Here is a 14,597-nt window from a genome sequence, read left to right on the forward strand (position 1 = left end):
TAGAAAGCCGCTGGATAAACCAGCGGCTTTTTCTTAGAACTTCAATTCACGTTATTGAAGCGGTGTGATGCGGATATCAGCAATCTGCGCTTCATTCATCTCGCCATCTACGCCACCTGAGTAGATGTAGGTTTCATTAGATTTCAAGTAACTCATATTGAAATGGTCTTTGAGAACCAGTCGGTATGATTTGCCTTGTTCCAAGGAAACTTCAATCGGTGTTGAGTAACGCATACCTTTGTTCTCACCAATATGGCCCATTTGAATGTAACCTTTACCAACTGACTGACCAGATTCGTCGAGAACTTCGAGCTCTTTCACTGCGTTAGTAATACCGGTGTTTAGTTGACCTAGGTTATTATTATACCACGCCGCCAACTGGTATCGCCCGCTAGTAGGGACGGTGAAAGCACTCAGACCATTTACATCACCACTATCTTTGCTGACAGTGACTACCGATACATCGTCTTTTAGCGATTGGTAATCACCCTCGAGTTTGACGCGAATATCTTCGCCAACACAAACCGGTTCACTTGGGTTAGAACGGAAGCCTTGTTCATTAATACTCTCTGCCAAATAACACGCATAACCGCTTAAGGTATCGCTGTACTCTTTTCCGTTAACATTGCTTTGGATCAGTTGACCATTGCGGTACAAGTTAATGTTGTAGTCACTAGTTACACCAATCGTCACATTATTGTTAGCGCGAGTGACATCGAGCTTAGGCTCTTTTGGAGAAAAGACTTTTTCACTTTCCGTTGCGTAAGGTTTGACTCCATCAACCACTTTTATACTGCTGTCATCAGCAACAAGACTACCCAAGGTGACTTGGTAGTGACCATTACCATCAACCGTCACCTCTTCCACTGGATAGTAACCGTTTGACTCATCTTGTGCTTCTGGCAGGTGAACCGTCACAGAGTAGTTTTTCCCCTTGAAGTTAAAGTTCTCCAATGTAATCTGATCTGATTGAGCAAAAAGTTGATTGCGAACCCATCCTGTAATGAACGGTTTAACTTCCAATTGCCCTGTTTCAGTGTGAATACCAAAGATAGTTTCGACCACCATATTGAGGTAACCACCTACCGACCATAGCTGGCGCTGAGAGTTAATTACTGGGCCATCAAGAGAAGCATCTGCACCATGATCGCTATGAATAATGAACGATTTGCCAGACAACCACTCCAAGTTTTCCATATTTGATAGGTTCGTTGCGGTACCGCGAACTAGGGATTGAATCGCATTGTTAGCCGCTGTCACGTTTTGGGTATGATGTGCAGCGCGCAAGCTATATGCGGTGACAAATGGCCAAATCGCACGGTTGTGATAAACCGGAACACCTAGCTGTTGAGGGAAGTAAACTGGAACACCAAACTCACTATGAGGGTAGTTTTCCATAATTTGCTTCGCCTGAGCATCACTTGCAATGCCACTTATAATTGCAAGCGCTTCACCTAGCATGTCATATTTGTCGACAGCAATATCTTGCCCGTTATCGAACAAGTAACTCACGTACATACCACGCTCTTCATTCCAAAACTCAGTATTGATTGCCGTTTTTAACTGCTCAGCCCAATCTGCGTATTTCACCGCGTTTTTTGAGTCAAATTGTTCTGCCAACTTCGCCGCTAAGCGCATTGCTCGATAGTGAACCACGTTAGTAGACAACGCTTTGCTACTACCAATCGCATTAACATCATCTGGCGTCCACGTAGAGTATGTCTGCTCGCGCCAGTCCAAGAACGACTGTTCACCAGTGTATAAACCTGAGTCTTGATCAAACGCCGCTAAACGGTCGGCTTCTAGCGTGTTGCTAACTGCGTTGTAAGCGCGCTCTGCGAATTGGTTGTAAGCTTCGCCATCCAATGCCGACAGTAAACGTTCTGCCCCTAACGCCCAAGTTGTTCTATCGGTACTGATCGGCCAACTGCCACCAGTGCCTGTATCTTGGACGATTTGCTCGCCATCGTATTGTTGATCTGTTGAGTCTCGGAAGGCTGATAACTTGAATTCCAAACCGTTTTCAACACGCGTAGGATTCATCAATGCAAGGGAAAGGTCGGCCGCATATGCCAAATCACGCGTCCAAACGTAATGCCACTTGGCACCTGTCTCAAACACTTCTGCCTTTATTGGTTTGTTGTAGTTGTAATTGCCGTCTTTGATTTCAGACACCGCAAGTTGATCAAGCTCTTTCATCGTCAAAGCGAACAGTGCATCAAACGCGAGATCGCCAGATACAACACGCGGCCCTTCTTTCTCCGTAATCACCATGCCTTGATCCAGCGCATCTCGCAGTTCCGTCGTAGTTGAGATGCCAAATTCACGCAGTTCTGCTTTAGGATCCTTGACTGAAAATGTCACTGTTTCATTGCTGTCATCATAGTTTCGGAACAGTTTTAGTTCTTTATTTTGATGCCCCTCATGCACCATTTCAGGATCCAAAATAGCATCTGAGTAATACTTCTCTGCCTCTTCCTGCGTGGCTTTTGTTACGGTCATCGTCGCGCTGCTTTCATCCGCAAAACTCACAGAGAACTTATAGTAACCTTTGTCTTCAAACGTGATTTCCGAATTGCAGTCGTCATTCATACACGCTTCATTCGTTTCTGGTTTTGGTAAGTAGTCCTGAGCCTCATCAAACATCGCAGGCTGTTCAAAATGAGTGTATTGGATTTGCCAGCCAGGATCGGCAATCTTGAATTGGTTACTGCCTCGCGCTACACGCAACACCGTTTCATATTCATTGTTCCCTAAATACTTCAGCTTCGCGTGTTCTGCAGTCCCCCAATCGCCATTCAATCCGCGTAAGTAAAGGTCTTCCGAAATAATCGGTTTATCGACCACCTCTGTGGTATCAGAATCTGAACCACATCCAACTAACCCCATCGTTGCAGCAACAGCAAGCGCGATAAAACTTGGTTTCATGTTCATCCCTTAGATTGTTATTTTGGCGACAGTCTAAGGAAGACGCTCTTCAGAGAAAAATAGGTAAAATCGCAAGCTTTATAGACAATATCTATATGTTGCTCACCAATAGTGATTTAGATCTATGAAACACTAATAAATTCAATTATGTCAGATAGCAGATTTGTGATTTATAAAAGAAATTGTGCACAATACCCCCAAGAAACCTTGCTTCAAAAAGGGGAATAACAATGGACAAATCTCTACAGCAATTTTTACTGATTGCTCGTTGTCAAAGCATAAGTGCCGCCGCAAGGATGGCCGGACTAAGCCAACCGACAATGACGAGTAATTTAAAAAAGCTGGAAGAGTCTCTTGGCGTCACACTCTTTGAACGCCACCAAAGCGGTATGGTTCTGACCGAGTTTGGTCGTATTCTCTATCGTCATAGCGACGCGATGCAGCACGAATACAATCAAATGATGCAAGGCATTGAAGAGAGGAAGCAGTATCAAGTCGGCAAAATAAAAATAGGAACCGGAGACGCGTGGTGGCCTTTGTTCGTAAAGCAAGCCTTAGATGAACATTTGTCTCATCAACCATCCGCATCTACACACGTCGAATTTGGCAATCATTTGGGCTTAATGGATTCTTTGATTAATGAGCAAATTGAATTCTTCATTGGTCATGAAATTGTAGGGTTGTCGTCAAAGTGTGATGTTACTTTTATTCCTTTATTTCAAACTGTTGACGCTTACTTTGTTTCTCCCAATCATCCACTTTTGGGTAAAGTGGTGACGAAACAAATGCTCCATGAATACCCCGCCCTATCCGTCACCTATGATGCAAAAAAGTTTAACCATGTTTTAGACAACCCTATTCCCAAGCAAAACGAAAGGGAACGTCAGCAACTTGATAACCGCCCAACTTACGAAGTCGATTCGTTACTTGCGAGTATTGATGTACTAAAAAGTGGCATAGCCGTGATGTCTTATACCAGCCACCTGAGCGACTACTTACAATCGTTAGGGTTGAAAATCTTAACCGTGGACACACAGCCCAAGCCGGGGACTGTCGGCATCTATCGCCATAGAAGGGAAACCTCGGAATCTCATTTGGCTTTGATTGCACACATCACTAAGTTAGCCCAAAATTTAAGCTAATCACTATTGAGGTAACCCAATGACATACGAAGAATTTAATCAATTTTGTGGCTCATTCGCTGCCACTTCCCATGTTGTTCAATGGGGCGACGCGCACGTTTGGAAAGTCGGTGGAAAGGTATTTGCTATTGGTGGCTGGAGTAAAGACAAGCAGCCTGCCTTTACGTTTAAGACTTCTCCTTTAAACTTCGATTTTTTAAGTGATTATGAGGGTTATATTCCTGCCCCTTATTTCGCAAACCGTGGTATGAAGTGGATTCAGCAAACGGAAACCTCCGGACGCCTAGACGAAGAGCTAAAGTACTATTTATCAGAATCTTATCGATTAGTTGCACTTGGCTTGAGTAAGCGAAAACGCGATGAATTGGGCATTGAACTGCCACCAGCGAAGTAATACCGATGCTTGAAGAAAAACTTGCCCAGTTGTTGGCAGAAGAGCCACTTCGCATTCAAGCCTTGGAGTGTGTTCGAACACTGGCTTTACCGGATTGCTACATTGCTGCAGGCTTTGTGCGAAACCTAGTTTGGGATCACCTTCATCTAAAGCAAAATCCAACACCATTAAACGATCTTGATGTTGTTTATTTCGATCCGAATGAGTTGGACGAACAAACCTACCTCAAATACGAAGCCCAACTAAACGCCTTAATGCCAGAGCTAAATTGGCAAGTTCGCAATCAAGCAAACATGCACCTAAGGAATGGTGATACACCTTACCAAAGTACCTTAGATGCGATGAGTTACTGGCCAGAAAAAGAGACAGCGGTCGCGGTCAGATTGAACGAAAAGAACCACATAGAGTGCATTTCCGCGTTCGGATTTGAGTCTTTGTTTGAAGGCCAGGTTACTTACAATCCCAAGCGAACATTAGTTCTGTTTCAATCTCGGGTAGAATCCAAAAACTGGCTAATCACATGGCCTCAATTGCAGGTTGCTGTCTAAGCCTTGCTTATTCCGGAAACTGGCTATGAAAACGTTCAATCAAGAAGTCCAAAAACAAACGAAGTCGCTTGGGTTGATACTGACGGCTAAGGTAAATCACGTTCAAATCTGCGCCTGCAGAAGAGGTCGATGCGTTGAAGTTCTTCATATAGCCATTTAACACCGTCACTAAACGTTGCTGTTTGATGTCCTCTTGCACATCGAGAATCGATTTCAACGCAATACCTGCCCCATCTAACGCCCATTGACGAATCACTTCGCCATCATCAGAAAACCGCTTCGGTACGACAGTAACTACATTGTGCTGCTCTTCATCTTGAAAGTGCCATGTTTTCAACTCTTCATTGCTGCGAACCATGGCTAAACAATCATGCTGTGCTAAATCTTGTGGCGTGATCGGCGTGCCTTTCTTTGCCAAATACTGAGGAGAAGCGCAAAGCACTCGGCGACTGGACGCCAGTTTGCGAGAGATAAGGTTGCTGTCGGCTAGCTCCCCATATCGGATAACGATGTCCAAACCGGACTCCGCCAAGTTGGATAAGTTATCGTTCAAATACAGATAAGGGATCACATCGGGATAAAGCTGACTAAATTCCGACAGTATTGGCGAAATGTATTGCTTACCAATATCACGAGGAGCCGAGATTTTAAGTGTGCCGCGCACTTCTTTGGTGCCAGTTTGGAGTAAGTTCTCCGTCTCTTTGACGCTGTCGATGATTTCCAAGCATGCCTGATGGTACATAGCGCCAGAGTCCGTCAGTGAGATATGCCTTGTACTGCGATTAAGTAATTTCACCCCATAGCGATCTTCCAGCGACTGCAATCTTGCCGTTACTGTTGCTGGCGATAAGCCGAGCTCTCGGCCAGCCGCCGCCAACCCTTGGTTCTTCACTATGCTGACAAACAGCGTCATATCCGAAAACTTGTCCACATTCCCTCCTTAAACTTCATTATTCATCTGAGCTGAATAATCAATTCAAATATTACTCAATTATCAAATTTATTCCAATCAATATACTGACTCCATCGAAACGAGATTGGAGAAACAAATCATGACAACAGAAAAAACCATTTATGTCGTACTGGGTGGCACATCAGGTATTGGCGCTGAACTTAGCCAACAACTTGCGAGCGACAATGCGGTTGTCCACGTAGCAAGCCGCAAAACAGGGTTAGACATCAGCGATGAACAGTCGGTTTACCACTACTTCGAAACTATTGGTGCTTTTGACCACCTGATCGTCACAGCAGGTTCTTATGCTCCAGCAGGCAAAGTGGTGGATGTAGAAGTTTCCCAAGCAAAATACGCGTTCGATACCAAATTTTGGGGCGCCATCAACGCAGCGAAACATGGAGCACGCTACATCAAGAAAGGCGGATCAATCACGCTAACTTCCGGCATGTTATCGCGCAAAGTTGTTGCTAACACCTACGTAAAAACCGCGATTAACGCTGCCATTGAAGCAACCACAAAAGTACTGGCGAAAGAACTGGCTCCGATCAGAGTGAATGCAGTCAGCCCAGGTTTGACCAAAACTGAGGCGTATCAAGGCATGAACGAAGACGACAGAAATGCCATGTACAAACGCACACAAAATAGCTTACCAGTGGGCAAAGTTGGCGAAGCCAGTGACGTTGCAAAAGCTTACCTGCTTCTGATTGAAAACACCTATATGACCGGTGCCGTGATTGATGTCGATGGTGGCGCACTGCTTGGCTAACAACACACGTTTGGATAACAACAAATAAAAACAAGGTGCCAGAGCAAGAAAAAAGCATGGCACCAATGGGTTAAAACTAATTAAAAAAAGAGACTCCCCCATGAATAAAGAAAAAATGCCGCTGCAGGTATGGATTTTAACGCTTGCAGCTTTTGCTATCGGTACCGCGGAATTTGTTATTGCAGGAATCCTACCTCAAGTCGCCAACTCTTTGTCCATCACGGAAGGGCAAGCGGGTTACCTAATCAGTGCCTACGCACTTGCCATTGTGTTCGGCGGTCCACTGCTTACGATTTACTTAGCACGCTTTAACAAGAAAGCCGTACTGGCTGGGCTAATGGTGCTGTTTATTCTCGGCAACGTATTGTCCGCTTTCGCACCTAACTACTTTGTGTTGATGGTCAGCCGAGTGATCACGGGCTTGGTTCAAGGCCCTTTCTACGGCATCGGAGCCGTGGTCGCGACCAATTTGGTTTCAGAAAAAATGGCAGGTCGTGCGGTCGGACAGATGTTCGCAGGCCTAACACTGGCTAACGTTTTAGGTGTGCCTGGCGGTACTTGGATTGGCTTGCAATTCGGCTGGCACACCACTTTCTTAACCGTTGCTGCTTTTGGTTTAGTGGCTCTGTTCTTCATCACTTCAGTGATCAAATCGACTGGTCATGGCGAAGCAAAAGACGTCAAAGCGCAATTGGCTGCGTTCAAAAACCCAATGCTACTTATCAGCCTTGCGATCACCGTATTTGCTTGGTCGGGGTTTATGACTTTGTATGGCTACATCGCCCCTATCGCCATGCACATCACTGGCTTTGGTGAAAGTGCCGTGACTTGGATTTTGGTTATCGTTGGTGTCGGTCTGATTGTTGGTAACACTATGGGTGGTCGCTCATCGGATAAAAACCTACAAAAAGCGTCCATGTTCTGGGCTATCGCAATGATTGTGTCACTGGTATTGGTCGGCCTAACTGTCGACAGCAAAGTTCTGTTCATTGCCACCGCCTTTGTATTTGGTATTGCGTCATTCGCTAACGTGCCAGCAATGCAGCTTCGAGTAATGAACCATGGTGGTGAAGGTCAAGAGTTAGCAGCGACGGCAAACATCTCAGCGTTCAACTTAGCCAATGCCTTTGGCGGTTTCTTAGGCGGCATGGTGCTCGATAGCCAAATGGGCGCAGGCATGATCCCTTACGCAGCCATCATTGTTCCACTGATTGGTTTGTTATTCATCGCCAAGGCGAACCGCAAAGAAAGCAAACAAACTGAGCTAACACCAAGCTTCAACAACTAATTTCATCCCTACTGGTAGCCCTGACTTAACGCCTCCCGGACAAGCGGGGCTACCCAATACGAATCACCAGGAAAATACTATGAAACTCTACATTTACGAACATTGCCCATTCAGTGCTCGCGTCCGCTATGTTGCTGGCATGCTGAATATCCAACTCGATGTCATCAATATTGCTTATGACGACGACAAAACCACAACAGACCTGATTGGAACCAAACAAGTACCACTTCTTATCAAAGACAACGGTGAAGCGATGGCAGAAAGTCTCGATATCATCGCTTACTTCCTTGAACTGGCTATATCAAGTGAAACAAGCCAACCATCTCAACAAGCGCTAGATTGGCAAAAAATCGCGTTTCTTCCATTGCAGAAAGTGGGTTACCCACGTTGGTCAAACATGGATTTACCAGAGTTTGCCACTCAGTCTGCACAGCTCGCTTGGCGCGCGAAAAAAGAAACTGAAGCATTCAATTTTGACGCACTTCTGCAAGACACACCAAACATTGCCAAAGAGGTAGAAGCGCTCATCGAACGTGCGAAAAGTGTGTTGAATCTCGATTCCTACCAGCATGTGACGTTGGTAGACGAAGCGATCTTATTTTCTATTTTGCGCGGGTTCTTCAGCGCCGCAGAAATCCAATGGGAAAACACCGTGAAAGATTGGATGGAATCGGTAAGCAACAAAACCCAAGTGCCACTACTTAAGTAAGGAATCGATCATGAGCAAACTATTTGAACCAACACAGCTGAAACAACTAACTCTGCAAAACCGCGTAGCCATGGCTCCAATGACCCGAGCGCGCACTAGCCAACCTGGAAACATTCCAAACCAAATGATGGCGACTTACTACAAGCAGCGCGCAACCGCAGGCTTAATCATCTCTGAAGCGACCCAGATTTCAGGCGATTCGCAAGGTTACTCGTTCACACCAGGCGTCTACACTGATGAACAAGTGGCAGGCTGGAAAACCGTCACTCAAGCAGCAAAAGAGCAAGGTGCAGCGATGTTTTGTCAGTTATGGCATGTTGGCCGTGTATCACACCCGACATTTCAAAAAGGCGAACAGCCTATTGCCCCATCAGCACTAAAACCCGTAGAGACCCAAGTGTGGATTGCCGACGAACAAGGCAATGGCAACATGGTCGATTGTGTAGAGCCACGAGCCATGACTCAAGCCGATATTGACCGTGTAGTGAGTGATTTCGCCCATGCCGCGAAACGTGCGATTGAAGCAGGCTTCGATGGCGTCGAAATCCACGGCGGTAATGGTTACCTGATTGACCAGTTCCTACGTACTAATTCAAACCACAGAACCGACAACTACGGCGGTACTCGCGAAAACCGACTTCGCTTTTTATTAGAAGTGGTCGATGCGGTGAGCGAAGCCATCGGTGCCAACAAAGTGGGAGTACGACTCGCACCTTTCATCACTTTCAAGGACATGAACTGCCCAGACATTGTGCCAACCATCCTTGATGCATCGAAACAACTTCAAGCTCGTGATATTGCGTACTTGCACCTGTCTGAAGCGGATTGGGACGACGCACCAGTGATTCCAGAAAGCTTCCGCATCGAACTGCGCGAATACTTCACCAACACGATTATCGTCGCGGGCAGTTACACCCAAGAGCGTGCTGACGAGGTACTTGAGAAAGGCTATGCGGATTTAGTGGCATTTGGACGCCCGTTTGTTTCTAACCCAGACTTGGTGGCACGCTTACAGCACCAACAACCTCTTGCAGAACTGGATGGCTCCACACTCTTTGGTGGTAATGAACACGGCTATACAGACTATCCGGCGCTTGGTTGAGAGGCTTTACCCGCTTCTGATAGCGATTCATAGCGTGCCGTATTTCTCAGATTAATCAGTTGCTATCCCATAAAGGGAAAAGCACAAAGTAGTTCAACGTTTTCTTGTGTTCAGATGTAATAAACTGGCTGCATATTCAGAATGCAAATTTAGGAGAACGCTCGTGTCTGATGAAACTACAAAACAAGAAGTGACGGTTGTTGATATTAAGATGCCATTTATGTCGATGGTGATCTTTATGGTCAAGTTCGCTATCGCTTCAATTCCTGCGATGATCATCCTAGGTATTATTTTCAGTATCTTAGGAGCGCTTTTCGGTGGGATGTTCCACGGTATGGGTCACATGTAACCGACTAATCCACAAAAAACACTCTCCATGTTTTACTTATGGAGAGTGTTTCTCTTTAATCCACCAGCACTAAAGAATCTAAGATGCCTTTACCGCTATGGATACCACCTTCGTTCTCACTGGCTGGTTTACTGCGAATCAAATAACCCGCGTAGCCATCCAATTGCGTTACAGGTTCACCTTGATAGTGCGCCGTGAATAAACCGATTTCACTCACAAGATCCGTCACCACGCTCTGCTTTGCATCACGCACCGCAATCGTCGGTGTTTCTCTTTCATGCGGATACAAACGCTGCATCAAAGCCCAAGCGCTGTATTGCTCTTGCGGCAGTAGACTCAGCTGTTTCGCAATATCGTCACCAAAGATACAGTGACCACCGCCCTCGCCTTGGTTTTTCAATACCCATTCGTCTTTGTTACCAGAAGCAGCAAACCATTTAATCGTGTCAGTGTTAATTGGCTTCATCTCTGCCAATACGCTTTTGACCAACTCGGCTTCTTCAACATTGAGTCCCCAGCGCTGATACTCACATGCCGGCATCATAGTTAACAACATTTGCATTGATTTACTGGTAGCCAACTGTTGACTAATGGTCGCATTCATCGCTACGTAGTGCTTTTCCATGAACAAACGAGTCTGGCTCAAGGTATGGCAACAGATTGGTTCATTCAGTTCTGGCGAGAAGTAATCCATATATTGATAGCCCGCACGCAAGTACACAACGTCAAGACCGCCGATGTTTTCTAGCAAGAGGCGTTGCTTGTCACCGCTCAATAGCTGTGAACTTAACTGCTCAAAGGTACGTCTTACTGTGCGAACGCCAAGCTTCTGCAATTCCACTTCGAGTAAGTGTTGGTCATACACATTGTCTTCGTTTTTCTGCACCACCATCAAAAACGTCGGTGCGCCTTCTTCATTAAAATGCGCTTTGACTTTTCTCGCGGCAGTGGCAATGCCAAGCGCAAGTTGCTGCATGCCTTGGTTATCGGCTGGCGTTGCCGTTTTATCCTCTAACCATTGTTGGTAAACACTGCCCCACTGGGAGCTTAGGAATTGATGCAGCTCTGTTGCACGCTGACCAAAAGGCGCCATCCCAGCCGCAATGCCATTAAATTCGATCACTTTCGCGCCGTGTTGACGATCATCCATAAAGTCGGTTCGCATTAACAACAGGGGTTGGCGTGCTGCTTCATGGTGAACCTCTTTATGCAGTTCCAATAAACGCTCAAAGAAAGTATCCGCTTTGCCTAGCTCGGCTAAAGAGGTTTGCAGGAATTCATAATCCTCAGACACATGACTAATCAGCTTGGCGATCAACGGCGTCACTTTCTTCAAATGTGCGAACACATCACGCTCTATCGTCATTGGCGCAAAGCTAAAAGGACAGTGTCTTGCGGTGTTATCTGCTTGACGAAATGCCACGCCGTGCATGATTGCCCACTCACAAGCTTCTTCAATCACTTGTTGTGGGATAGTTTGTTTGTCTGAGGTACTCATGGTTTTGCTTCAAAATTTTTCGCCTAATGTACTTAAGACGCTGGAAGTTGCAATAAGACGCACACTTTCTCGATTTATTTTTCGTTTTTTTGCTCAACAAAGCGCCGAGTCATATCCCGCCGTATGCTTATACTCAAGTAACCTCGAGGTGCTTGGTTCAGCGAGAATGACTTGGTTTGAAGGCGAGGCAACAATTTGAAGATCTAGTGATTCTAAATCAATAATTGTTAACGAAGCATACGAACCAAGACAACTCGCCCTTCGGGAGCGTGTCACTGAAGCAATTTCTTCGTCAAACAACTTGGAAAGAGCTAACTATTCCGCTTCGTTGTTTTCCTTGAACTTGAATCAGTGACAACGCTCTGAATCCTGCACCTTGAAGTCACTTGAGTATATCCCTCTTTCTTTGCGGCGGATGACTGGTTAAAATGCACAAAATGGCGCACTAACTGGATAGATCATGGCAAAACTTACCCTTCAAGAGCAGATGCTAAAAGCAGGCTTGGTTAACGAGAAAAAACTGAAGAAAGCGAAAAAAGGCTCTAAAAAATCACGCGTTCAAGCTCGCGAAGTAAAAGCGGCGGTTGAAGAGAACAAACGTCAGCAGTTAGAGCGTGACAAGCAATTGAGCGAGCAACAAAACGCAGAGCGCTTGAACAAAGAAATCAAAGCGCAAATCAACCAACTGATTGAAATGAACAAGGTTGATTTGAAAGATGGCGACATCAAATACAACTTCACACACGGCACGCTTGTGAAATCTCTGTACGTTGAGTCAGAGATCCGCGAACAGCTGATCAAAGGCATCTTGGCAATCGCAATTGTTGGTGAAAGCTACGTTGTCATCCCACGTGGTGTAGCAAACAAGATTGCTCAACGCGATGAATCTGTCATCATCGAACAGAAAGAACCAGAAGCGGATATCCCTGCAGAAGATGACCCGTACGCAGATTTCGTCGTACCAGACGATCTGATGTGGTAATGCACCACTTCGTGGAACCCAAAATGAAAAAGCCGCGGTCATCGCGGCTTTTTTGCGTTTGTTTGGAGGGCGTAAATCTTAAACTAACTAAATTATAAGTCTCCCAACCGGATGACGGTTCTGCCAAGCAACAACTCCAGATCTTTTTCTGCTTCAGGCCCTAGTTTGGTAGTTAATACCTGTTCAAGTTTCTTTAACCCATTTAATGAGTCTTTGTGGGTTGACTCTTGGATAAGGCTCGTAATGAACATGTTGAGAACTCTAAGAAACTCCGGCTGAGACAGAGCTTTTGTCCATGAAACTACAAGTTGTTCTCTTGAGTCCAAATTCAGATACGCAAAGAACTTAGGAAAGACTTTTCCTTGAAGGGCTTTTGAGAAGTCCAATCGACTTGGATAGTAATTCTGTAGTGTAGATTTAGTGATAGACAGCTCTTTTGCTAGTCTGTCGTAAGTCACGGCGTTCCAGCCCTCATTCCAGAATAGATTCAAGATGGTTGCGTCATAAACTTCTTTACGTTTGGCTCTTTCTTCTGATGATATTCTTGCCATTTTTTGATCCAAAGAAGGCGGAGCATTCGCACCGCCCTTAATTAGTGCCTAGAGATTGGGTTAATTATAAGCCCCATTTTGTAATTGCAAATTCTAGATCGGTATTAGGTCCATTGCCTTCTTCATTTGCCGGATTCATTCGTAAATAGAAGTTACCCATTGGCAATTCAGAACATAGTTTAACGATTTCACCGCCATTTTCACTTACAAATGCATTCCAATCTGAATATGCTAAGGTTTGCGTTGATTGCTTGTAAACTTCGCCTGTATCAATCATGTAAGTGTACGTTTTAGGGTCAGTGTGCGAACAGGAGTCACCCAGATAGATGTTCACGTACATACCGAGGCCTATTTCCATCTCAATAGGTGCATGAAAGGTGGATCCACGAAGACCTTCTTTTTTAATAGAAAAATCAGCAAGTGTTTTTGTACTGTTTGGTTTAATCGGCATTGTTGCTTTAGCGCCTACAGCGTTAATTCGCAAGTTAGTAATTCCGTCATAACCAAAACTAACGACTTCTGCGCCTACAATGTCAGAGCTGTTGATAACAGGATCTACAATTGGCATTTCAACTGGGACACCAAAGCCGTCACGGATAATCACTGTACCTGTCTCATCAAAATGTACTGAGTATTTTGTTTGTTGAGCAACAACGAAATACACAGTGTCAGTAACAGGTCCAACTCGAGTTTCAAGTGCTAGTTGTGCATTCTTCTTGATATAACCGTACGTATAGCCGTTGCCTTCATACAAGTTCTTTTCATCCAACGTTGCAGAGTAGATATCAAGCGAATCGTCTAGCGTTACATAAGCAAACGTCGTGTTCGACATAGTTACCGTAACTGAACTATCGTGCTTGCCAATATCTGCAGAACCATCAAGATGGTATTCTTTGTAAATTGGGCCAAGTTCTGATTCTGGGTAGTCTATTACTACTCCGCCAGCACCAGCAACATCAACTGTAGCTGTGTAGTTCTCTTGCAGACAAATATTTTCCTTAGTGTGCTCACCACGCTCATCAGAGACGGTCAAATTATATCCACACATGATGGCATCACGATCATAGTCAATTTGCTCCTGTGTTGCGATGCCCATATCAACTAAGTCTTTTTTCAGTACATTAATCGAAACTTCGCGAATTTGTGGATTGATTGGCTGTGAGTCAGATCCGTTGCTCGAGTCATCGCAACCAGTGATTACGATTGTTGATACTAATGCTGTTGCGGTGATGATGTTTGTTTTCATTCCGGTTCTCACAATTAATAGGTACGCAGTACTTGTTAAGGGTATATTTTAGGGTTATTGATGAATTCGGATTACATTATACATACCAAGTACGCATTATAAAGAGAGAACACAAAAAATAATCATAAAGTGGTAGTAG

General features: G+C 45.0%; 14 protein-coding genes. 9 read left to right on the forward strand and 5 right to left on the reverse strand.

Annotated elements, in window-relative coordinates:
• Positions 1-51: 51 nt before the first annotated feature.
• Positions 52-2,928, reverse strand: a complete 2,877-nt coding sequence (locus tag VCHENC03_RS11530) for an alpha-L-rhamnosidase-related protein (protein WP_009706301.1) — start codon at positions 2,926-2,928, stop codon at positions 52-54.
• A gap of 230 nt (positions 2,929-3,158) precedes the next feature.
• Here VCHENC03_RS11530 and VCHENC03_RS11525 point away from each other — a divergent pair, with 230 nt between their 5' ends.
• From VCHENC03_RS11525 to VCHENC03_RS11515, 3 genes are read left to right on the forward strand one after another with little or no spacing between them, the layout of a single operon-like run.
• Complete coding sequence (locus tag VCHENC03_RS11525) at positions 3,159-4,070, forward strand: LysR family transcriptional regulator (RefSeq protein ID WP_009706302.1); 912 nt, start codon at positions 3,159-3,161, stop codon at positions 4,068-4,070.
• A 19-nt stretch (positions 4,071-4,089) separates the two neighbouring features.
• Complete coding sequence (locus tag VCHENC03_RS11520) at positions 4,090-4,464, forward strand: MmcQ/YjbR family DNA-binding protein (protein WP_009706303.1); 375 nt, start codon at positions 4,090-4,092, stop codon at positions 4,462-4,464.
• A gap of 5 nt (positions 4,465-4,469) precedes the next feature.
• Positions 4,470-5,012 (forward strand): nucleotidyltransferase family protein, encoded by a 543-nt coding sequence (locus VCHENC03_RS11515; protein WP_009706304.1) that lies wholly within the window; start codon positions 4,470-4,472, stop codon positions 5,010-5,012.
• A gap of 7 nt (positions 5,013-5,019) precedes the next feature.
• On the opposite strand, the gene VCHENC03_RS11510 is transcribed toward VCHENC03_RS11515, so the two are convergent.
• On the reverse strand, positions 5,020-5,943 hold the full coding sequence (locus VCHENC03_RS11510) for a LysR family transcriptional regulator (RefSeq protein WP_009706305.1): 924 nt from the start codon (positions 5,941-5,943) through the stop codon (positions 5,020-5,022).
• Positions 5,944-6,064: 121 nt separating this feature from the next.
• Between VCHENC03_RS11510 and VCHENC03_RS11505 the strand changes: the two genes are divergently transcribed.
• The 5 genes from VCHENC03_RS11505 (at position 6,065) to VCHENC03_RS11485 (ending at position 10,181) form a co-directional block, all read left to right on the forward strand.
• Entirely contained in the window at positions 6,065-6,733 is a 669-nt protein-coding gene (locus VCHENC03_RS11505; RefSeq protein ID WP_005451320.1) for an SDR family oxidoreductase, read from the forward strand.
• Between the two features lie 100 nt (positions 6,734-6,833).
• Positions 6,834-8,021 carry an MFS transporter gene (locus VCHENC03_RS11500; protein ID WP_009706306.1) on the forward strand — a complete coding sequence of 396 codons (1,188 nt, stop codon included), beginning with the start codon at positions 6,834-6,836 and terminating at the stop codon, positions 8,019-8,021.
• A gap of 79 nt (positions 8,022-8,100) precedes the next feature.
• Positions 8,101-8,730 carry a GrxB family glutaredoxin gene (locus VCHENC03_RS11495; protein ID WP_009706307.1) on the forward strand — a complete coding sequence of 210 codons (630 nt, stop codon included), beginning with the start codon at positions 8,101-8,103 and terminating at the stop codon, positions 8,728-8,730.
• A gap of 10 nt (positions 8,731-8,740) precedes the next feature.
• Positions 8,741-9,832, forward strand: a complete 1,092-nt coding sequence (locus tag VCHENC03_RS11490) for an alkene reductase (RefSeq protein ID WP_009706308.1) — start codon at positions 8,741-8,743, stop codon at positions 9,830-9,832.
• Positions 9,833-9,995: 163 nt separating this feature from the next.
• Positions 9,996-10,181, forward strand: coding sequence for a hypothetical protein (locus VCHENC03_RS11485; RefSeq protein ID WP_009706309.1), 186 nt, complete (start codon positions 9,996-9,998; stop codon positions 10,179-10,181).
• 55 nt (positions 10,182-10,236) lie between these two features.
• Here the strand turns inward: VCHENC03_RS11485 and VCHENC03_RS11480 are convergent, their stop codons facing one another.
• Positions 10,237-11,679, reverse strand: a complete 1,443-nt coding sequence (locus tag VCHENC03_RS11480; protein ID WP_009706310.1) for a glutathione synthase — start codon at positions 11,677-11,679, stop codon at positions 10,237-10,239.
• Between the two features lie 460 nt (positions 11,680-12,139).
• Between VCHENC03_RS11480 and VCHENC03_RS11475 the strand changes: the two genes are divergently transcribed.
• Positions 12,140-12,661, forward strand: a complete 522-nt coding sequence (locus tag VCHENC03_RS11475) for a DUF2058 domain-containing protein (protein ID WP_005439241.1) — start codon at positions 12,140-12,142, stop codon at positions 12,659-12,661.
• A gap of 92 nt (positions 12,662-12,753) precedes the next feature.
• Here the strand turns inward: VCHENC03_RS11475 and VCHENC03_RS11470 are convergent, their stop codons facing one another.
• Both VCHENC03_RS11470 and VCHENC03_RS11465 read right to left on the reverse strand, forming a co-directional pair.
• Positions 12,754-13,212, reverse strand: a complete 459-nt coding sequence (locus VCHENC03_RS11470) for a TetR family transcriptional regulator (protein WP_009706311.1) — start codon at positions 13,210-13,212, stop codon at positions 12,754-12,756.
• Positions 13,213-13,276: 64 nt separating this feature from the next.
• On the reverse strand, positions 13,277-14,458 hold the full coding sequence (locus VCHENC03_RS11465) for a hypothetical protein (RefSeq protein ID WP_009706312.1): 1,182 nt from the start codon (positions 14,456-14,458) through the stop codon (positions 13,277-13,279).
• Positions 14,459-14,597 lie beyond the last annotated feature (139 nt).

This window comes from Vibrio sp. HENC-03 (assembly GCF_000305755.2).
Lineage (GTDB): Bacteria > Pseudomonadota > Gammaproteobacteria > Enterobacterales > Vibrionaceae > Vibrio > Vibrio owensii.